Source organism: uncultured Sanguibacteroides sp. (assembly GCF_900543425.1).
Taxonomy (GTDB): domain Bacteria; phylum Bacteroidota; class Bacteroidia; order Bacteroidales; family Marinifilaceae; genus Gabonibacter.
Genome location: NZ_UQRQ01000036.1, coordinates 1 through 21,980, shown reverse-complemented (window position 1 = coordinate 21,980; position 21,980 = coordinate 1). Strand labels below are relative to the sequence as shown.

Here is a 21,980-nt window from a genome sequence, read left to right as displayed (position 1 = left end):
ATAAGAAAGTACCGCTCAAGTACATTAAGTACCTGAGCGGCAGCATTTCTTTGAAGAGTGGGTACGGCAGAACCGCACCCCAATATGGTTAATTCAAATTTCACGAATCAATTATGCCTCTTCGTTTTTAGCCTCTTCTTCAGCTTTTGCTTCCATTTGATCTTTCAGGGCAGCCAACTCGGTGATATCTCCTAAAGTCGTTTTTTCCAGTTTTTCTTTTACTTTCTTAACGGCTTTTTTCGTGGTTTGAGCTTCGTCTTTTCTTTTGGCCGTTTCTACAGCTTTTTGCTCATCCTCAAAGATACGGGAATGAGAAAGAATAATCCGTTTTGCTCCCTTGTTGAATTCAATTACTTTGAACGGTAATTTTTCATCCACTTGAGCCTGAGATCCGTCTTCTTTCACTAAATGGCGAGGAGTAGCGAAACCTTCAACCCCGTAAGGTAATGCGATAACTGCTCCCTTATCGAAAATTTCGGTAATCGTTCCTTCGTGGATAGAATCAACGGTAAAGATGGTTTCAAATACATCCCAAGGATTCTCTTCCAATTGTTTGTGACCTAAGCTCAATCTTCTGTTTTCTTTGTCTATTTCGAGAACAACCACATCGATTTCAGCTCCGATCTGAGTAAATTCTGCCGGATGTTTCACTTTCTTCGTCCAAGAAAGATCGGAGATATGGATTAATCCGTCAACACCCTCTTCAATTTCCACGAATACTCCGAAGTTAGTGAAATTACGAACGATAGCTTTATGTTTTGTTCCCACGGCATATTTCTCTTCGATATTCTGCCAAGGATCATTTTTCAATTGTTTGATACCCAAAGACATCTTTCTCTCGTCACGATCCAAGGTAAGAATAACGGCTTCTACTTCATCGCCCACTTTCATGAAATCTTGAGCAGAACGCAAGTGTTGAGACCAAGACATTTCCGATACGTGGATCAGTCCTTCTACACCCGGAGCAATCTCTACGAAGGCACCGTAATCTGCCATAACAACTACCTTACCCTTCACGCGGTCACCAACCTTCAAGTCTGCACTCAAGGCATCCCACGGATGCGGAGTCAATTGTTTCAAACCTAAAGCAATACGTTTCTTTTCATCATCGAAGTCAAGGATAACCACATTCAACTTCTGATCCAATTGAACGATTTCGTTCGGATGGTTTACGCGACCCCAAGAAAGGTCCGTAATATGAATCAATCCGTCTACACCGCCCAAGTCGATGAATACTCCGTAAGAGGTAATATTCTTAACAGTACCTTCAAGTACCTGTCCTTTTTCCAATTTAGAAATAATATCCTTCTTCTGTTGTTCCAACTCGGCTTCAATAAGAGCTTTATGAGAAACAACAACGTTTTTGAATTCTTGGTTGATTTTAACCACCTTGAATTCCATGGTTTTACCCACGTATACATCGTAATCGCGAATCGGTTTCACGTCGATCTGAGATCCCGGCAAAAATGCCTCGATACCAAATACATCCACGATCATACCACCCTTCGTACGACATTTTACAAAACCTTTAATTACCTCATCATTATCCAATGCCGAGTTCACGCGATCCCAGCTACGTAAAGCTCTTGCTTTTTTATGAGATAAAGTTAGCTGACCTTTTTTATCTTCCTGGGTTTCAACGTATACTTCTACTTTGTCGCCCACTTTTAATTCCGGATTGTAACGGAATTCATTCAACGAGATAATACCGTCAGATTTGTAACCGATGTTTACCACTACCTCTCTCTTGTTCATAGAGATAACAGTACCCTCAACTACCTCTTTTTCCACCACGGAAGAAAGAGTGTCTGCGTATTTCTTCGCCAATTCTTCTTTTTCCGATGCAGAAATTACATCATCATTCGCATAAGCCTCCCAATCAAAATCCTCATCAGCCTCAGCAGTTGCCACTACCGGCGCCGTTTTCTTTACTTCTTCTTTTGCAAGTTCTACTTGCACTTCTTTTTGTTCTTCTGTCATGATTAATTCTTTCTCTGCTAATAAATTAGACATTATGTTTTCCAAATAACGGGCGCAAAAATACAAATAAATCTTTAGCTTACAATGGATTTTACAAAAAAGTGGTACTCAAAAAACGATTTTATCGACGGCACTCGTCAAACGTCTTCCCAACCATCCCGTCATTCGATCCGAAAACTCCGATCGAATCTATTCTATTGGTATAAATTTCACGCGAGGAGAAAATAAAATCGTATTATCCGGAAACGGAGCCTATGAAGGACAGGCCCTCTACACGGATGCGGTAAAACGGGTTTACTCTGGAAACTCATTTTCTTCCAGCAAATCCGGACGCAACAGTCTGGTTCGTTCGTAAGCCTGCTGTTCCTGCCATTCATCGATCAGGGCATGGTTACCGGAAAGTAACACCTCCGGCACTTTCCACCCGTTAAAATCCGCCGGACGGGTATAAACAGGAGGTGCCAGCAAATTATCCTGAAACGAATCACTCAATGCCGAACTCTCATCATTCATCGCACCCGGAATTAAACGTACAATGGCATCGGTCATAATACAAGCAGGCAACTCCCCTCCCGTCAGTACATAATCTCCGACAGAAATTTCCCGGGTAACCAGATAATCCCGAATTCGCTGATCTATTCCTTTATAATGTCCGCAAAGAATCATAATATTCTCTTTCAACGACAATTCGTTCGCTATTTTTTGATTAAACGTCGGCGCATCCGGAGCCGTATAGATAATCTCGTCGTAACGACGCTGGGAAGTCAACTCCCGAATGCAATCAAAAACCGGTTGAATCATCATAACCAATCCGGCATCTCCCCCGAACGAGTAATCATCCACCTTCCGGTGTTTGTCCTTCGACCAATCCCGGATATTATGGATAAAAATCTCCACGATTCCCTTTTCTTTTGCCCGCTTAATAATGGAATGATTTAACGGACTCTCCAATAATTCCGGTACTACACTTAAAATATCGATACGCATACATTAAAAATTGAACGTTGAAAATAATTTTCTATTTCGCGACAAATATAAGGATAAAGTCATAGACTCTAAAGAACATACCCCAATACTCTCCGCAAAACAAAATCATGTTACAAATATACCACCAACCCCGAATACTTATAAGTATCTACTCCTTACTCTGATAACTCAAGGATTTTAATTCCGCTATCGGTACTATTAATTCCTGTTATTCCCTCACCGGAATGGACCGAAATCCATTATTTCAATTCCACCAGCGGTGCTATTAATTCATAAACAAACTAAAAATAAAAATTATGGGATGGCAAAATTTCAATTCCCAAAAAAAACAGGAGCCAGCATTTGGCTCCTGTTCCCTGTTTTATTTCAAATAATCCTCAAAATAATTCGTTACTTTCTGCATCAAATGAATCCGGTCTCTTCCCCGTACATTGTGTTCGGCACACGGATATGGAAAATAATCCACCTGTACGTTATTTTTAATACACTCCCGGATAAAGCTCAAACTATGTTCCCATACCACCACCGGATCGACTGCTCCCTGGCAAATCAATAATTTTCCCTTTAAATCTTTCGCTTTATGAATAAGGCTTACCTTCTCGTAACCTTCCGGATTCTCTTGAGGAGTATCCATATAGCGTTCTCCATACATCACCTCGTACCACTTCCAATCGATAACAGGACCTCCGGCCACGGCTACCTTATAAATATCCGGATAATTGGTAATCAACGATATGGTCATAAATCCCCCGTAACTCCACCCGTGGACTCCGATGCGATCCGCATTCACCCACGGCTGGGAGGTTAAGAATTTAATTCCCTCCATCTGATCGGCCATCTCTTGTTGTCCGCATTGCCGGTGAATGATATCTTCAAAAGCTTTTCCCCGGTTGGGTGTTCCGTGATTATCCAATATAAATACCACGTATCCCCGCTGAGCCATATACATCTCCCACATACTCAAAGAAGCATTCCAAGAATTCTTTACGAGCTGCAAATGCGGACCTCCGTAAACATAATGAATTACCGGATATTTCTTATTCGGATCAAAATCGATCGGTTTTATCAAACGATAGTATAAATCACTTCCGTCTGCCGCCTTTATCTTACCTAACGTAATTTCACCGAACTTATAATCTTTCACCGGATTCTCTGCCGTTAAAATACGACGCACCTGTTTCCCGTTATTAGCTACCAGATCAATAATCCGGGGAACGTATTGACTGCTGTAATTATCCACAAAATAGGAGCAGTCGCTACTCATATTAATCATGTGCCATCCTTCGGCGGAAGTCAAGCGGCTTCTTTTTCCACTTTTCAAATCTACCCGGAAAAGTTGTTTCTCTACCGGAGAGACTTCAGACGACAGATAGTATACGTATTTACCCGCCTTGTCCATAGCTACAAACTCCACATCGGCTTCTACCGGAGTCAAACGTTTAAGTAATTTTCCGTTTCCGTCATGCAGATAGAGATTAAAATAACCGTCCCGATTATTCGTACGGAAAACAAAACGATCCGAACCGTTGACAAACTGTAATCTATCCTGAGGTTCCACGTAAGTATTCGACTTTTCCTCGAACAAAGTCGCTATTAATTTACCTGTCGAAGCATCGTATTTATTCAAGCGCATATGATCCTGTCCCCGGTTTACAACCTGTACGTAAATGGCATCCCCTTGAGGACTCCAGGTAATATTGGTCAGATACTGCTCCCGGCCAAAATCATCCACATTCAAAAATACAATACGCTGGGAAGCCATATCGTATACACCCAGACTTACCTGCTCCGATTTCATTCCGGCCATCGGGTATTTGATTTCACGTAAAGTACCCGTACGACTTTCAATATCCAACAAGGGAAAAGAGGTTACTTCACTTTCGTCTTTACGATAAAAAGCCAGTTTCTTTCCGTCGGGTGCCCAAAATATTCCTCCGTTAATATTAAATTCATTTCTGCTCACGAACTGCCCGTTCACGATATTTTTATCCTCATCCTCCGTCACGGCAAAACTATTTCCTCTCTTATCGACGTAATAAAGATTATTATCTACCGTGTAGGCATAAGCTTCTGCCGGGGCACAATAGGTTATATTAGCCGCCTCTTTGGGAAATGCAACGGTATTTTTCAACTTTTTACCGACCACATCGATTTGATACTCTTTACCTTGACGCCGAACGGCTAACGTTTGTTCATCCAACCAGGAGAACTGGGGAAATCCCTTCAATTCCGTTCCCAATATCCGATTCAACTCTTCTATTGTCAATACGACCTTTTTTTCTCCCGTGGCCGCATTCTCACTCATCAAATTTTTATCGGAAAGATAAGTATAGTTATTACTCTCTCCTTGCCATACGATGTATTTCGACTGTGGATAGAGCTGGTACCCCACGATGGCCTCTTCCATCGTCAAAATTTTTTCCTGCGCCGCCAAACTTAACATCATACAGAATCCCATTAAGGTTAACCCAATTTTTTTCATTTCTTACATTTTTAATAGTTCCGGATATAAAATCCGTCACCGTTAACTATTATTACTACTTATGATTTACAATGCACGCAAAATTACTATTATTTCCGGATAACAAAGGCATCCCGGTCTTCCAGTACGGGAAACTTCTTTCGAAACTCCTGCAAACCGACCAAATCAATATCCATCTGACGGATATCATCCCGGCAGGCTTCACATTGCATCAAAACCTCTCCTTTGGGTGAAATAATCATAGAATCACCGGAATAGTCTATACCGTTTCCATCCTCCCCGACACAATTTACACCCACGACATAACATTGATTCTCCACCGCCCTTGCCCGCAACAATATTTGCCACGGTTCCCGTCGAACCGCAGGCCAATTGGCCACATAAACAGCCATATCGTACATTTCCGTATTCCGGCTCCACACCGGAAAACGCAAATCGTAACATATGAAAGGGGCTATTTTTACCCCCTCGTATTCAAGAAGTAATCTCTTATCCCCGGGCGTAAAATGCTTATCTTCGCCTCCCATCGTAAAACAATGCCGCTTATCATACCACTCCACCCTTCCATCAGGGAAAACAGCCAACAAACGATTATAAAAACGTTCCTCCTCCCGGAAAATAACCGATCCCATAATCAAAGCTTTCTTCCGGGAAGCCCATTCCAACAATTTCGAATAAGTCTCCTCGTAAAAAGGAGCTATTTTCTCCTTACCCTGCATGGTAAAACCGGAAGAAAACATCTCCGGCAAAACAATTACCTCCGCCCCTGTCACACGCTCTATCCGCTCGTCAAAACGCCTTAAATTTTCAGGAACGTTTTCCCACGCTAACCGGGCTTGTATAATAGCTATATTTAATTTCCCTTTCATAATCAATCACCGGTAGAAAAATTCTCAGGATGACGAGGATGAGCATCCTTATAAGTCGACATGATGTAACGCAAATCGGCATCCGGATCATCCGACGGTTCAAAACGGGTTCCCCACGTACAATACTTGTATTTATAATCGATACGTCCCAAATAAACCGGAACTCCGGCTTGCTTGGCAATTACTAAAAAACCTTTTTTCCATTTCTTCCTTTTTTTCCGACTCCCTTCCGGTGTAATAGTCAAATACATGGTATCTCGTTTCTTAAACTCCTCCACCATCTGCTGCACCAAATGATTATCCTTATTTCCCCGGTCAACCGGTATCACATGCATCGCACGCAATATCATTCCCAACGGAAAAAAGAAAAACTCTTTCTTCATCAATATAAATGTGGGTATTCCCTTACTCATAAAAGTCAACTTTCCCCAAATAAAATCCATTATAGAAGTATGGGGAACGGAAATAACCACAGCTTTCTTATCTTTCGGTAACTCTCCGACCATCTTCCAACCGAAAAGTTTCATGATAAAACGAGCAATATATTTCATATCATTACCAATTAACAAAACTAATCCCATGCAAAAATAAAACAAATCCCGGAGAAATCGATCTTATCTCCGGGATATATCAGTTTTGAAACTGAATTATTACTCTACCTTTACCCACTTCACTGCATCTGCCGCCAATACCTCTCCGGGTAAAAGACCCTTGTCCTGAAGCACGAGTTTTACGTCACCCGGGGAAAGTTCATACCTACCCGAAAAAATCCATCCTTTTAAAAACTCGGAAGTATAATCCTGAGCCACATAACTTAATTTCACCTCTTCTTCCGCCCCGTTAGCCCGACGTAATTTAACCGTGAACTCGTCTTTCCGTCTCAAAAGATCATCCGGACTAAAAAATATCTTATCCTCAATCCCATCATGAAAAAACGAGTATTCTGTTGTCTCGGCATCCTTCAACATTACCCCATTCCCGTGCAGCGCAACACGCTTGACATACAATTCGTACATGCCCGCTTCCTTGATAGAGGCATTCCATTCTACCTGAGATTTACCGCCACCACCAGCCTTACTGTAAAAACTTTGTACAACATCACCATAAGCATCACTGGCTACAAAAAGAGTCCATCGCCACTCAGAACGATTCGGTGGATAAAAATTATACTTCTTCGATTTACCCTTTTTTTCAAAACGAGAAGAGCGTTCTTCCCGGATCACAAATCCCTCGTCCTCGTTATCCACGATAATTTCATTCGTCGGAGGTGCAAAGTAGGTCGTGTCGATCTCTCGTATCGTATCCCGATCAACCCAAACTTTTCCCCGATTAAAAATAGTATAACTGTTCGGTATATTTCTCGCAAAACCGGTATTTATTGAAAAATTAATAGATCCAACATATGGGACTAATAATGCAACCTCCAGGCAAGCATGAGGAGCGATCGTGATATATTCTGACGTGTCGCGGCCCATACCATTCCTTCCCGTCGCATCCGCGTAGTAATTCACGGAAATCATCCCCTCGACATCACTCTTATTCCAAACTTTAAAAGAAAGCGTAGCCTTTTCTTTTTCGAAATCCTCCTCTATTTCAATATCACGGAATACGAATGCAGGAACACCCTTACCCGTATACCACCGATTCAAAACAGGATAAATATCTATACCGAATTGTCGGTTTAACGCATTACAAAACACTTCAAAATCGACCTCTTCATACGCGTGACGCTCTCTAAAATTATCAATAAATCGGATCAAGGAATCCCCCACCAGACTTTGTATACGATCCCGCAACTCTTTTCCTTTAACATATACAATACTTTTCATTTCAGGAGTAATCTCTTCCGATTGAAACGCTTGTTCAAGGCTATTTTCTGAAAGAAACTCGACAGCTCTCATATTTTTCATTATTTGAGTCAACAGATCATCCGAGAAAAATGATTTATCTGTTGCCATCACTTTAAAAAACGAATTAATCATCGGATAACGAAAAGAACTGAACAATACGGTTCCCTCTTTTCTCATAAAAGAACAATCATATTTGTTCCAAGAATCTGCCGTAAGAGAAGTACGATCCTGATCTTTTTTCATGAAAGACAACCACGAGAAAAACTCGCGATCCGGTACCGCTTTATAAAACACGTTAAAATTGCGAACAACGAGATCAGATTCAATATCCGCTAACGGAGTATTTTTTATCGATTCAGATAAGTCATCTTTCATATATGCAGGTACGTTTGCGGGTAATTCGGCGAGATGCTTCCGTATCTTTTTATTCAGAAGATCCTTGTAATCAGTCAATCGACTCGTTCGTCGTTCCGGCACAAGAAAAAGCTCCGGGTGAATGTAATCCGTTCCCTCTTTCCAGGGACGAATAAAAGTATAAAAAGAGACCGGAACCTCAACTAGTCCTATTTTTGAATACGTGTAACCGTCATAATCGACAAATTTCCATTTAATTCTTTCAATGGATTGCTTTTTTCCCTCCTCCGATACCAGAAATGTTCCCTGGCAAGGAACCTCCCCCCTCGGGTAATAATATTCACTTAAAAAGTCCGGAGCCTGGAATTGTACCTTATCCATATCACCCATCACCAATACTATCCCGAAAAGATTCTGACCGTTATCAAAACAAATCGTGTCTCCCCTCTCCGTCATCTCTCCCTGGGAAAGAACCGTCTTCTGAACCGGATTTACCACATTCAACGTGTATAACGTGTAATCTCGACGGGAAATCCAGGGAGAACCCACGTTAACGACAGGTATTGTCGTGGGATACCAGATCGTTTCAGGAGTCAACAAGGTAAAAGCATCCGTCAAAAAGTAAAAACGATGACCTAAACATAACATGTTGTTAAAATCCATCTCGTTAAACTCTTTATTCTCGATATCGGGATAACAAATAAAAGGATCGATCTTTCCCGAATAACTCATGGTTACCGATAAACTATCACCCGGTTGCAAACGGAACGGAACTACGATCACCTGATCCTTCCGCTCAAATGAAGCCTCTTTACCATCTATTGTCAGTTCAGAAAGTTCTAAACCCGGATTAAGATAAAACAGTAGCGTATCTATCGCCGTGAGGTTCCGATTTTCGATCATGAGCTTGCTGGTCGAAGACAAACGTTCTCCTTCCTGACGAAACGTGATCTCGTGTTTATTCGTGTTCACCTTGGGAGTATTATCGTACCGTTCGTAAATAGACCGATAATGATCCCGAAGTTCATTATGACGTTCAAAAGGGAAAAGATAACAACAAGCGGTGACTATACCCGCCCCAAAACAAACGGATACAATCCGTCCGACGTACTTCCGCTTTTCGGATAATCGTTTGAAACCGACAACGGAAAGAGCGAATAACCCCAGGGCAAACCAAACAAACACCAAGCGCTGCAAAAGATAACTTCCTATTCCGGGATGTCCCGCTATGGGCGAAAATATATTCGGTATATGCGAAGCCGTAAAATCACCTACCCCGTGAGCTAAAAACGGAAGTAGCGTTAAAGTTCCCCACAAACATAACAATAACAACAACAGAGCAAAAACCCGTGACCGCACGAAAATCTTTATACATACAATCCATGCCGTGGTAAAAAAAACGGCCGGTAGTGTTAAGGTAAAGAAATAAAACAGATACAACAAAGGAGAGAATACCGCATCCGTCGCAGAAACGTGAAGGATCGATGTCAACACCATTAACACGATATCCAGCACAATCAAAATTTTCACAACAGCTAATCCCTTTCCCAACACGTATTCCACATTACACACCGGACGAGTCAACAACGCCTCGTTCGTGTTTTTTTGCGGTTCCCTTCTTATAAAATCACCCGCTATAAATATAGATAGAAAGGCTTGAAAAATGCAAAATAAATAAGCATTCGTGTAGGGGATGGCAGAAGGAATATCCAATCTAAAAGCGTAAGAAGCAATACGCCAGTCACTATGCGCAAACACGTGAAAACTTAAAATTCCCCCGATTAGCAAAAACGCCAGAAAAACGAAAATACCGCTTCTCCTTACGATTCTTTCCTCGTACTTGGCTACCAGATCGATATGATTAAAATTCATTATCCTCATCTTCGATAGTTTAATTAGAATTTAGAAAACAAATACAACATTTTAAGCGAAAGTAAAACGTCGAGATCTTCAAATAAGACGACAATACAGCTGTTAAATATATATATATTTTTATAAATAAAACAATGACAAATCACAATTATTGATTTTTCCATCGAAAAGATTGCTATTCAAAAAACTATTATTACCTTTGCCGAGCGAAAATTTAACCTCAGGGGTATGAAAAGTGGAATCATCCCACCCCATGGTATTAACTTTAATAATAAAAAAACAATGTACGCTATTGTAGAAATCGCAGGACAGCAATTTAAAGTAGAAAAAGACCGTAAAGTCTATGTACACAGATTGGAAGCAGAAGAAGGCTCTCAAGTAGAATTTGACAAAGTATACTTGGTGGAAAATGACGGTCAGGTAAAAGTAGGAACTCCTGTAGTAGAGGGAGCAAAGGTTACGGCCAAAGTATTATCCCACTTAAAAGGTGATAAGGTAATCGTTTTCAAGAAGAAAAGAAGAAAAGGTTACGCTAAAAAACAAGGTCATCGTCAATATTTGACTCAGCTTCAAATTGAAGAGATCAACGCTTAATTCATTTTGTAACTTCTAAAATTTTAATACGATATGGCACATAAAAAAGGAGTAGGTAGCTCTAAGAACGGTCGTGAATCAGAAAGTAAACGATTAGGAGTGAAGGTATTTGGCGGACAGTTTGCCAAAGCCGGTAATATTATCGTTCGTCAAAGAGGAACCCAACATCATCCGGGACTAAACGTAGGCATGGGTAGAGATCACACCCTATTTGCTTTGATCGACGGAAATGTTGTTTTCACCAGAAAACAAGGAGATAGATCTTACGTCTCCATAGAACCGATTGCAGAATAAATAGAAAAATGCAAAATATTTAAACTCCTGCCTCTTAAAGACAGGAGTTTTTTTTATTTTTACAACCGCAAACAAGAGTTTCGGATCGACAATTTAATGACCGGAATCCAACGTAAATCATAAATCGAAATCGATATGTTGAATTTAAAATTTATTCAAGAGAACAAAGAGACGGTTATTCGCAAATTAGCCGTTAAGAACTTTGACGCAAAGGAATTGGTAGAAAAAATCATATATCTCGACGACACGAGAAAAAATCTTCAAAAAGAATCGGACGATAAACTGGCAGAAATGAATGCGATCTCCAAACAGATCGGATTACTCATGAAAGAGGGAAAAAAAGCCGAAGCAGAAACGGCTAAAGCTCAAACCACCCGTTTAAAGGAGGAAATTGCCACATTAACAACGAAACATAACGATACGTTAGCAGAATTAAACGAGCTAATCGTCAGGCTCCCGAATCTCCCGCATGATAGTGTTCCCCCCGGTAAAAGTGCAGCAGACAACGTGATCGTAAAGATCAGCGATAATGTTCCGGTCCACGAGGAAGGACAATTAGCCCACTGGGATCTGGCAAAAAAATATCAATTAATAGACTTCGAGGTAGGAGTAAAAATTACGGGAGCCGGATTCCCTGTATACAAAGGCTTGGGGGCCCGTCTGCAAAGAGCGTTAATCTATTTCTTCCTGGAAGAAAATACAAAAGCCGGATACGAAGAGGTCATGCCTCCTTTAGTCGTCAATGAAGATTCCGGATTCGGAACCGGACAATTACCGGACAAAGAGGGACAGATGTATTACGTTAACGAGGATCATCTTTATCTTATTCCGACGGCAGAAGTCCCCGTAACCAATTTATACCGCGATGTTATTCTGGATGCGGAACAATTACCGATCAAGAATACCGCTTACACGGCTTGTTTTCGCCGGGAAGCCGGGTCTTACGGAAAAGACGTTCGCGGTTTAAACCGCCTGCATCAATTCGATAAGGTGGAAATCGTACAGATTACCCGCCCCGAAATATCCTATGAAGCTTTGGACGGCATGGTCAAACACGTGGAAAGTTTATTAATCCAATTAGGTCTCCCCTATCGGATCGTTCGCCTTTGTGGCGGAGACATGAGCTTTACCTCTGCTTTGACCTATGACTTCGAAGTATATTCAAAGGCTCAAGACCGTTGGTTAGAGGTAAGCTCCGTATCCAACTTCGAAGAGTTCCAGTCCAATCGTTTGAAGTTACGGTTTAAAAACAAGGGGGACAAAAAAACGACGCTGGCCCATACTCTGAACGGTAGTTCTTTAGCCCTTCCCCGTATTGTGGCCGCTTTGTTGGAAAACAATCAAAGTCCTGAAGGTATACGCGTACCGGAAGTACTACAACCATTTATGAAAACCGACCTAATAAAGTAATCATCACCTCTAAGAACCAAGTTCTTAGAGGTAAATTAACTCCGATATAACACATGCGCTACATTTACAATACCACCTTCCACGTGGAAGATAATATAGAAACTTCCTGGATCAACTGGATGCAATATCATCATCTTCCGGCTATCCGGGAGAAGGGATTGTGTAGCGATATTCTGTTGACCCGGATAAAGACGCAAGAGCCTCAAGGCAAATCGTTCTCCTTACAATTGGTCTTTCCGACAGAAAAAGAGTATCAGATTTTCCTCGAAAGGCATCACGAGGATCTATTGAAAAAGCTTCTCGATCAATTCGGTCGACAAGTTCTCTATTTCAGCACCTTATTGGAGGAAGTGTAATATGGAAAAACTCGTGATGGGTATCGATCCGGGCACCAATTTTATGGGTTATGCCATCATCCGGACTACCGGGAAAAACAGTAGGCCGGAGCTTATTGTTTCCGGAGTGGTCGATATGAAAAAAATAGAAGATCCTTATCTTAAACTACAACGTATTTTTCAACGTACGTTGCAAGTCATTGACAGTTATCAACCGGATGAATTAGCCATTGAATCCCAGTTCTACGGAAAAAATATTCAATCCATGCTAAAATTGGGACGTGCACAGGGTGTTGCCATTGCAGCAGCTCTTCAACGCAATATTCCCATATTTGAATACGCTCCTAAAAAAATTAAAATGAGTATCACGGGAACCGGAGAAGCATCCAAAGAACAAATCGCCTTACTCTTAGGCAAATTCATGGTCATGCCGGATACGATCTCGACATTGGACGAAACAGATGCCATCGCTATCGCCTACTGCCACCATTTGCAAGGTACTCTCCCCACAACAGGAGGCTCCAAGTGTAAAGATTGGGGTGATTTTATTAAACAGAATCCGGATAAAATAGTTTAACAATTTTCAGACGAACACTAAAAGAGGGTATATGAATATTATCGGATTTTTAAGTGCTTCCATCCTATTGACCTTAATGCCCGGACCGGATATATTATTCGTAATCACACAAAGTATTCTCCGGGGAAAAAAGGCCGGAATCATTTTTGCAACAGGACTATGTACCGGATTAGTCGTACACACGGCCGCCGTAAGCTTAGGACTCTCTCTTCTATTATATAAATCCCCGATAGCATTCACCATACTAAAATTTATGGGAGCTGCTTACCTGATTTACTTAGGTATTAAATCTTTCCTTCATCGGAATTCGGACGCACTTGCCATACCCCAGTACCAGCAGGTAGAACAAAAATTATACAAGAAAGGGATATTAATGAATATTTTGAATCCGAAAGTACTCCTTTTCTTTATAGCCTTCTTCCCTCAATTCGTGAATCCGGAAAAAACGAACGTCTCCGGGGAACTCCTTCTGCTCGGAGTCTTATTCATGCTTCAGGCCTGGCTGGTATTCTCATTTGTAGCCATACTGTCGGACAAGTTATCTCGTCGCCTCATGCAACAGAAACACTTCTCTCTGGTCATGCACTACCTGGAGTCCTTTATCTATTTTGCCATCGGAATCAGTCTGATATTTGTCGGCATCTAATGCTAAAAACGTCTCAAACGCAATATTCTTGGAATATAAGTTGAAACATGGCGAGCCTTTTTAGTCTCGTAAACATCCTCTATTTTTATGATAATAGCCGTCTCTTCCACTCCGCCGAACGTTGGATTAATAGCCGTACCAAAAGTCCTCATGGAAGGAGAAAGACTCATATATGCATTGACCAGAGGCGGAATATTCTCTCCGTGTTCCCGAACACATTTGGATAAAATCTTGTAATTTTCCTCGTAATTGGCCCCGTTCAGAATCTGGCTGAATTTTTTCTCGTCAATATGAATTTCCAAAGGATGAATCGGTTCGACAAGCCTCTCCCGGTCTCTAAAATATTTTTTCATAAAGTAAAGTATAAGATCCCGGGCCTCCCGGTTAAAACTCGTGTACATCGTCACTTTACCAAAAAAATATTTCATTTCAGGATTCTCAACGGTCAGAGCACCTAAACCATCCCACAAATTATCCAAGGCAAACAGAGACTTGCGTCCCATTTTCGTAGATTGATAAAGAGGCTGTACGAAAGAACGCCCCAACTCGATCATCTTGGTCAAATACTCCTTTTTAAACTTCTCCGACAACCTAAAAAGTTCCGTAGTAGCCAGATTCGGTTCCCCTTCGGCGTTCAAAGGAAGATTATCACACAATATATAACGATACCCACCCAATATCTCACACTCTTTCGGATCCCAAACAATCAATTGTTGGTAAGGCGTACTCTCGTTCGTATCAAATTCATCGATATCGACGGCCTTACCGGTACCCCCTCCCGCCGTACGAAAGGTCAATTCGCGTAAACGACCTATTTCTCGCATAATATGAGGAGCATCATGAGCATTTAAAGAGTAAATCTCATTTCCCCCCTTATTCGTCTTGCGAACAAACTTATCTTCCGTCAACTCGGCGATCAATTTCGCCTTTTCCACAGGATATATTACCGGTTGCATGGTATCACGATTTATCTACGCACAAAAATAAAAAAAATATAGAGTTTTAGCTTTATTCCAGACTTTTAATTGTCTATTAAAATAAACGTCTACATCCGATAAACCATATCCCGGATAATTTTTGCCCACTCTTTGGAAGTTTTACTCCTATCCAATGTTTGCCACGGTATGGGCTTCCCGATCTTTATCGTGAACGTGGAACCTCTCTTTTTGAAGGTCTCTTTCGGCAAAAACATCATCTCTATGTTTATTTTCAAACCGATTTTAGTTCTAAAATTTGCCAGATTATAAAAAAAGTTCGAATTCCTTCCTACTACCCGTATCGGAACAATATCCCGATGATGCTTGATCGCCTTACTGACAAAACTCTTTTGCCACTCAGGATCTTGTATCACACCATGGTATTTACGACTCACCATTCCGGCAGGAAACATGATCACTTGACAATCGGAAGCATATGCCTCATCAATAGCTGCAGCGGCCTCCTTCGCCATACCCCCGTGTTTATTGACCGGTAAAAAAATATTATTCAAATTTTTCAGGTTCATCAACAAATCGTTGACAGGAAATTTCAAATTCGGATACTTCTGGCCCAAAAACGAGATTAGAATAATTCCGTCGGGTCCTCCAAGGGGATGATTGGACGCAAAAATATATCTCCCGTCAGGATCCGGGAGATTCTCCGCTCCTTCTACCTGGAAGGATATATCCAAATATTCTAATATACCATCCGAAAAATCCAATCCCTTCCGATCCCCGTATTTAGAGATAAAATCATTTATTTGATCCTGACAAATAATCCTTTTCAAAAAAGAATATACAAACCCGGGAATCCATCTGGCCAATTTAGGGTTCTTACTTTCAAAAAGCTTTTCTATGTAGACAGGTTTAACTCGATCTTCCATCATCAATCTATTCAAAAATCAAAATTTCGGACAAAGATAAAAATAAATTTTACAAACCTTATTCATTTAAATTCGTTAGAGTGATTATGAAATAGTGAACAGAAGAATTAAATGAAGAAAATAAGTTAAACTAAAAAAAGAGTATTATGAAAAAACTAACCTTGATAACTAGTAGCGCACTCATTCTTGCACTCTCGTTCCTAATGGGAAGCTGTAATTCCATGAAAAAATTGGAAAGAGAAGCCATCGAAACGGCTGTTATAGGACAGGTAAGTCCGGAGCAACTCATTTCGGTGGACGGAACTGTAAACTTTAACTATAATATTGCTTTCGCACCGAAACAATTTTATAAGAAATTGACATTAAAAGTAACTCCCAAGATGCAATATCCCGGCGGCGAAGAAGTTTTATCTCCTCTCTACTTCCAGGGAGAAAAAGTAAAAGGCACAAACTATCCGGTGATAGAATACAAAGGAAACACGTTCTCCACGAACAATTTGTCGTTCCCGTTCAAAGAAGGGATGCAAAAAGGCGTATTGATGGCCGACATCGAAGCTATGATGGGGGATAAATCAGTAACCCTGACTCCTGCTATTTTAAATTCGAACGGTGTAAAAGTATGGAAAACATATGCCTATTCTATTCCTTCCGATCCCAACGCAATTCCCTTATTTACGGAAACATTCGTGAAAGATGTCCCGGCTACGGGAGTCGGAGTGGTAAGCGGTTATGTACTCTTCCCTTTGGCACAATCTGTTATTCCTGATGCTCAGAAAAAATCAAACATCATGATGCAGGCAAGCAAACAACTGAAAGCTGTCTTAGCAGATAAAAATGCCCAAATTACCAATATGATCATGTTCGTATCCAGTTCTCCGGAAGGAGCCGAACGATTAAACAAGAACCTGACCGCCAATAGATTTAAGACTTCAAAAGCTTTCTTTGAAAAAGATTTAGGCTTTACCAACACTCCTATGGCTAAAAATTCCAAATTCGTTATAGCCAATACGGTAAATGAGAATTGGGACGGTTTATATTTATTGCTAAACGACTCTAATATCAAAGATAAAGAGACGATGGTAAAAGAGATGAAGAATGCCACGACCAATGCCAAACGCGAGGCTTTACTGGAATCATACATCAAGAAGATTCCGCAACTGAAAGATGTCATTCTTCCCGTACTCCGCAGAGCCGATTTCTTCGTATTTTACACGGTACCTGCAACCGTTCAAGTTGAAAATCAGGTAACGGCTTATTACTTACCGCAATTACAAGAAAATTCCGTACTTTCTTCACAAACGGATGTAAATCTGTTAAACGATTTAGCCGTAATGGCCATCCAAAACAAAGAATACGGTAAAGCCAAAAAATTATTGGAATCAGCCATTGTTATGAAACAACAACCGGAAATATACAATAACTTGGGTATAACCTATATGCAAGAGGGCAACAAGGCGAAAGCAAAAGAGATGTTCGATAAAGCCTCTGTAAAAAAAGAAGCTAAATACAACATGGGATTGATCTTAATGCAGGAAGGAAATTACAAACAAGCTATCCCTTACCTGAAAGAGATGCCGGATATTAACTTGGCCTATTCTCAATTGATGGCCGGCGATAACCGTGCCGCTTTGGATACGTTCAAAAAATTAAACCTGACAAACGGTTACGAATACTATTTGATGGCCATTGCCGCCGCCAGAGTAAAGGATACTTCCGCTATGGCCACGGCATTGCAGAAAGCCGTTCAAATGGATCCGCAATTAAAAGAAAAAGCCGCTACTGACAGGGAATTCTATCCGTACGCACAAGAGACTATCTTTATAGATATTGTGGAGTAACAACAGCTTTTTAAATAATATAAAGAGGTGACCGGGATTTGATTTCGGTCACCTCTTTTCTTTATCTATATTACATGATAACAAGTTTACAACAAATTACTTGCTACCTCTGCCAAATAGCTTCTCTCTCCTTTCTCCAAATGTACATGGGCAAAAATATCCTGTCCCTGCATCCTATCGAACAGATGGGACAAACCATTGGACTGTCGATCTAAGTAGGGAGAATCGATCTGATCTATATCCCCTGTAAATACCATCTTTACCCCTTCCCCGGCACGGGTAATAATCGTTTTAACCTCATGAGGGGTCAGGTTTTGAGCCTCGTCCACGATGAAAAAGACATCGGACAGACTCCTTCCCCGTATAAAAGCCAACGCCGAGATCACCAACCGTTCGTCCTTCAGCATATCGTCTATCATTCGGCTCTCCTGACTATGCATATTATAGCGATGTTTTATTACCCCCAAATTATCAAACAGAGGCTGCATATAAGGGCTGACCTTTTCAGTTGCATCCCCGGGCAGATAACCTAAATCTTTATTGGATAAAGCCACGATAGGACGAGCCAAGTAAATTTGCTCGAAATCCTTATTTTGTTGCAAGGCGGCAGCCAAGGCGAGCAAGGTCTTTCCGGTACCGGCTTTTCCGCTGAGGGCAACCAAAGATATATCCGGGTTAAGCAAAGCATCCATGGCAAAAGCCTGTTCCGAATTCTTCGGGTATATTCCAAAAGCATTTAACTTCTCCACTTTGCGGACTACCTGTTTTACGGGATCATAACAGGCAAGTACGGAATTACTACCGTTCTTCAGGATATAGTACCGATTTCCCTTTATCTCCTGTCCCGGGAAAAAAGTAGAGACAGGGACTCCTCCGTTGGTTTCATATAACTTGGCTATTAATTCCGGTGAAAAATCCTCTATCGTAGTGACACTTTTGTTTAAAAAAGTATCCAAGTTTTTTACCTGATCGGTCTTATAATCCTCGGCCTGAACACCCAAAGATTTAGCCTTCATCCTAAGGTTCATATCTTTCGTAACCAAAATCACCTTCTTTTCCTTCTCCTTTTTACTTAAATATTCAGCCACAGCCAATATCCGGTGATCGGGAATATCCTCGCTAAACGAAATCTTCATCTCATCTGAAAAAGGAACTCCCGGTTGAATAAATAATCTTCCCTTACCCTTTCCTAAAGAAGCTCCCTTTACAAAAAAATCCTGTCCCGCAATCTGGTCCAATTCGCGAACAAACTCGCGGGCGTGAAAATTAATCTGATCGTTTCCTCGCTTAAATTTATCTAACTCTTCCAACACTACAATAGGAATAACGATATCATTATTCTCAAAATTATAAACAGACTTGTAATCATGAAGAATAACATTCGTATCTAATACAAATGTCTTTTTATTATTTTCAGCAGTCATTGTATATGTATTTTTTACACCGACAAAATAATAAATTAAATTGTATAAAAAAAACGGCTTTGCCGTTTTTTAATGAATAAACCGGAACATCCTGTTCCATCGTATCTTACTCAAGAATGACTTGTCAGGATCTAAAGACAGCCAGATAAAATATGCCTTTCCGACAATATGATCTTCCGGAACAAATCCCCAATAACGGGAATCTGCCGAATTATGCCGATTATCCCCCATCATCCAGTAGTAATCCATCTTAAAAGTATATTGATTCGCGGGCTGACCATTGATGTAAATGACGGAATCTTTCACTTCCAACTTATTCTCCTCGTAGGTCCCGATAACTCGTCTGTAAAGAGGTAAATTTTCCAAGGTTAAAGTTACCGTTTCTCCCTTTTTAGGAATAGGGAGAGGTCCGAAATCATCTCTTCTCCAGGGATAGTTGGAGCTATACGGAAATACCTCCTCGGTGCTCTGTTCCCTCGTTACAGAGATCACATTCGGAAAAGCCTTTACTTTTTCCAGCATGTCCACAGTCAAAGGTATGATATAAACATCTCCGTAATTCATCCTCAAATCCTCGTAAGAAACCCCCATATCATGCAGTTTAGCCAAATCCAAAGGATAGCTTGTCTTTATAATATACTTGTATTGCATACCTTTACTATCCTCGGCTTTCTCTCCGTTTACGTAGAGTTGAGCATCTCTCATCTCCAATACATCCCCCGGCATTCCAACTGCCCGTTTAATGTAATTCTCCCTCTTATCCACGGGACGAGTGATAACCCGAAATTTTTTCTTTATAGCATTTCTTGCATATAAAGCGGCTTCTTCATCGGATAACGTGTACCCCAAACCGGTTCCCGCATTTTTAATTTTTATGGCTTCGTCTCTGACCTGAGAATAGTAATCCGGATTCTCTATTCCGAGTACTACGGTATCTCCGGCTGGAAAATTGAACACGACAATGTCGTTTCGTTTGATTTTTCCCGTTCCGGCAATTCGCTTGTAAGGCCATTGAATAGCCTCGGAATATGCCTTTGTAGATTCCGTAAAAGGTAACGTATGGTGTGTAAAAGGTATGGATAACGGAGTATTCGGTAATTTAGGACCATAAGCCAATTTACTCACGAAAAGATAATCTCCGACCATCATCGACTTTTCCATAGAGGACGTGGGTATGGTATAGGCTTCAAAGAAAAACATACGAATCAAGGTAGCCGCAACAATCGCAAAAATTAACGCGTCGATCCACTCTACGACCTTCGTTTGCTTTTCCACCCCTCTTTTCTTCCAAAAAGCCCAATGTACTTTTTTCGTAATATAAATATCGAAAATAACAGGTACACCCAGTAACAGCCACCAAGAACTCACCCAGTAAGTCCACAACAGGTATACCAATAAAACGATCCCGAATTTAAACCATTTGTTTATTAAGATATCTCTCATATTTTTCAATTTAGATTTACGATCCATGCATTTCCGTCCGAACGGGCAAATGCATACAAACCACTAATTATTTATTATCGTCCAAATGCAGCAAATCTTCCATTCCGTAAACTCCTTTCTTACCGATTAAGAACTCCGCGGCCATTACGGCTCCTAATGCAAAACCGTCTCTTGAAAGAGCCGAATGATAAATCTCTATCTCATCCACATCTGATTTATACGTTACCGCATGAATACCCGGTATTTCTCCCTCCCGTCTTGCCGTAATAGGGATTTCTCCTTCCCGTGTAGGTTCTCCTGTCAATTTCCACGAGGAATACTTCGCGTGTTGTTCCATGATTCCCTCGGCCAACGCAATAGCCGTTCCACTCGGAGCATCCAGCTTATGAATATGGTGTGTCTCCTCCACGAAAACTTTATACCCGTCAAAACGGGACATAGTCTTGGCCAACCAACGATTCAAATGAAAAAATATATTGACACCGATGCTAAAATTAGAAGCATAAAAAAAACTACCCCGTGATTCGTTACACATGGTAATCACTTCCTCCCATCGATTCAACCAGCCGGTCGTACCGGAAACCACGGGAAGTTGGTTACGAAAGCACCAGGCATAATTATTCACGGCAGCAGCCGGCATCGTAAACTCGATCGCCACATCCGCTTCACGCAAGCGTTTATCTTGTTCGACAGAACGGTTACAATCGTCCGAGACAAAAACAATCTCATGCCCTCTCTCACGAGCCATACGTTCGATTGCCTTTCCCATTTTTCCGTAACCCAATAATGCTATTTTCATAATGTAAACATTTTACCTACTTCCCCGATCACTCCCCTTCCGTAGAATCATCGCTTTATTCACAACTCTACGCAACAAAGTTAACATTTAAAATAAAAAAAGGCCACCTCACGGCAGCCTTTTTATCGATATTTCATAATTACTTATGCTAACTCTTTCACTTTCGCTACAACAGCTTTGAAAGCTTCCGGTTGATTCATTGCCAAATCAGCCAGAACTTTACGGTTCATATTGATCTCTGCTTTATGAACTAAGCCCATAAATTTAGAATAAGACAAACCTTCCATTCTGACGGCAGCATTAATTCTCTGAATCCACAATGCTCTAAATTCTGATTTTTTCTTCTTTCTGTCACGGTACGCGTA

At 40.9% G+C, this 21,980-nt stretch carries 19 protein-coding genes; 7 read left to right on the top strand and 12 right to left on the bottom strand.

The window, feature by feature from the left end:
• Positions 1-111: 111 nt before the first annotated feature.
• From rpsA to QZR76_RS13445, 6 genes are all read right to left on the bottom strand, one after another.
• Positions 112-2,013 carry a 30S ribosomal protein S1 gene (gene rpsA / locus QZR76_RS13470; RefSeq protein ID WP_294143324.1) on the bottom strand — a complete coding sequence of 634 codons (1,902 nt, stop codon included), beginning with the start codon at positions 2,011-2,013 and terminating at the stop codon, positions 112-114.
• Positions 2,014-2,274: 261 nt separating this feature from the next.
• Positions 2,275-2,967: a tRNA (guanosine(37)-N1)-methyltransferase TrmD gene (trmD, locus tag QZR76_RS13465; RefSeq protein ID WP_294143323.1), complete on the bottom strand. Its 693-nt coding sequence runs from the start codon at positions 2,965-2,967 to the stop codon at positions 2,275-2,277.
• Positions 2,968-3,328: 361 nt separating this feature from the next.
• Complete coding sequence (locus tag QZR76_RS13460; RefSeq protein ID WP_294143322.1) at positions 3,329-5,449, bottom strand: DPP IV N-terminal domain-containing protein; 2,121 nt, start codon at positions 5,447-5,449, stop codon at positions 3,329-3,331.
• A gap of 89 nt (positions 5,450-5,538) precedes the next feature.
• Entirely contained in the window at positions 5,539-6,318 is a 780-nt protein-coding gene (locus tag QZR76_RS13455) for an amidohydrolase (RefSeq protein ID WP_294143321.1), read from the bottom strand.
• 2 nt (positions 6,319-6,320) lie between these two features.
• Entirely contained in the window at positions 6,321-6,869 is a 549-nt protein-coding gene (locus tag QZR76_RS13450) for a 1-acyl-sn-glycerol-3-phosphate acyltransferase (protein ID WP_294143320.1), read from the bottom strand.
• 99 nt (positions 6,870-6,968) lie between these two features.
• Positions 6,969-10,403: an ABC transporter permease gene (locus QZR76_RS13445; RefSeq protein WP_294143319.1), complete on the bottom strand. Its 3,435-nt coding sequence runs from the start codon at positions 10,401-10,403 to the stop codon at positions 6,969-6,971.
• 273 nt (positions 10,404-10,676) lie between these two features.
• Here QZR76_RS13445 and rplU point away from each other — a divergent pair, with 273 nt between their 5' ends.
• The 6 genes from rplU to QZR76_RS13415 all read left to right on the top strand — a co-directional run bounded on the left by rplU (position 10,677) and on the right by QZR76_RS13415 (position 14,250).
• On the top strand, positions 10,677-10,988 hold the full coding sequence (gene rplU / locus QZR76_RS13440) for a 50S ribosomal protein L21 (protein WP_294143325.1): 312 nt from the start codon (positions 10,677-10,679) through the stop codon (positions 10,986-10,988).
• Between the two features lie 33 nt (positions 10,989-11,021).
• A complete protein-coding gene (gene rpmA, locus QZR76_RS13435) occupies positions 11,022-11,282 on the top strand; it encodes a 50S ribosomal protein L27 (RefSeq protein ID WP_294143318.1) in 261 nt (86 codons plus the stop codon).
• A gap of 135 nt (positions 11,283-11,417) precedes the next feature.
• Positions 11,418-12,692 carry a serine--tRNA ligase gene (serS, locus tag QZR76_RS13430; protein ID WP_294143317.1) on the top strand — a complete coding sequence of 425 codons (1,275 nt, stop codon included), beginning with the start codon at positions 11,418-11,420 and terminating at the stop codon, positions 12,690-12,692.
• A gap of 53 nt (positions 12,693-12,745) precedes the next feature.
• Positions 12,746-13,048 (top strand): DUF4286 family protein, encoded by a 303-nt coding sequence (locus QZR76_RS13425; RefSeq protein ID WP_294143316.1) that lies wholly within the window; start codon positions 12,746-12,748, stop codon positions 13,046-13,048.
• A 1-nt stretch (position 13,049) separates the two neighbouring features.
• Entirely contained in the window at positions 13,050-13,604 is a 555-nt protein-coding gene (ruvC, locus tag QZR76_RS13420; RefSeq protein ID WP_294143315.1) for a crossover junction endodeoxyribonuclease RuvC, read from the top strand.
• A 31-nt stretch (positions 13,605-13,635) separates the two neighbouring features.
• A complete protein-coding gene (locus QZR76_RS13415; protein WP_294143314.1) occupies positions 13,636-14,250 on the top strand; it encodes a LysE family translocator in 615 nt (204 codons plus the stop codon).
• 2 nt (positions 14,251-14,252) lie between these two features.
• Here the strand turns inward: QZR76_RS13415 and QZR76_RS13410 are convergent, their stop codons facing one another.
• Together QZR76_RS13410 and QZR76_RS13405 are read right to left on the bottom strand one after the other, a co-directional pair.
• Entirely contained in the window at positions 14,253-15,206 is a 954-nt protein-coding gene (locus tag QZR76_RS13410) for a GNAT family N-acetyltransferase (RefSeq protein WP_294143313.1), read from the bottom strand.
• An 89-nt stretch (positions 15,207-15,295) separates the two neighbouring features.
• Positions 15,296-16,111, bottom strand: a complete 816-nt coding sequence (locus tag QZR76_RS13405; protein ID WP_294143312.1) for a 1-acyl-sn-glycerol-3-phosphate acyltransferase — start codon at positions 16,109-16,111, stop codon at positions 15,296-15,298.
• 146 nt (positions 16,112-16,257) lie between these two features.
• Here QZR76_RS13405 and QZR76_RS13400 point away from each other — a divergent pair, with 146 nt between their 5' ends.
• Positions 16,258-17,949, top strand: a complete 1,692-nt coding sequence (locus QZR76_RS13400; RefSeq protein ID WP_294143311.1) for a tetratricopeptide repeat protein — start codon at positions 16,258-16,260, stop codon at positions 17,947-17,949.
• Between the two features lie 86 nt (positions 17,950-18,035).
• Here the strand turns inward: QZR76_RS13400 and QZR76_RS13395 are convergent, their stop codons facing one another.
• The 4 genes from QZR76_RS13395 to rplT all read right to left on the bottom strand — a co-directional run.
• Positions 18,036-19,373, bottom strand: a complete 1,338-nt coding sequence (locus tag QZR76_RS13395) for a PhoH family protein (protein ID WP_294143310.1) — start codon at positions 19,371-19,373, stop codon at positions 18,036-18,038.
• Between the two features lie 69 nt (positions 19,374-19,442).
• On the bottom strand, positions 19,443-20,816 hold the full coding sequence (lepB, locus tag QZR76_RS13390) for a signal peptidase I (RefSeq protein WP_294143309.1): 1,374 nt from the start codon (positions 20,814-20,816) through the stop codon (positions 19,443-19,445).
• A 67-nt stretch (positions 20,817-20,883) separates the two neighbouring features.
• Entirely contained in the window at positions 20,884-21,615 is a 732-nt protein-coding gene (dapB, locus tag QZR76_RS13385; RefSeq protein ID WP_294143308.1) for a 4-hydroxy-tetrahydrodipicolinate reductase, read from the bottom strand.
• Positions 21,616-21,758: 143 nt separating this feature from the next.
• Positions 21,759-21,980, bottom strand: a 222-nt coding sequence (gene rplT / locus QZR76_RS13380; RefSeq protein WP_294143307.1) for a 50S ribosomal protein L20, incomplete at its 5' end; no start/stop codon positions are given.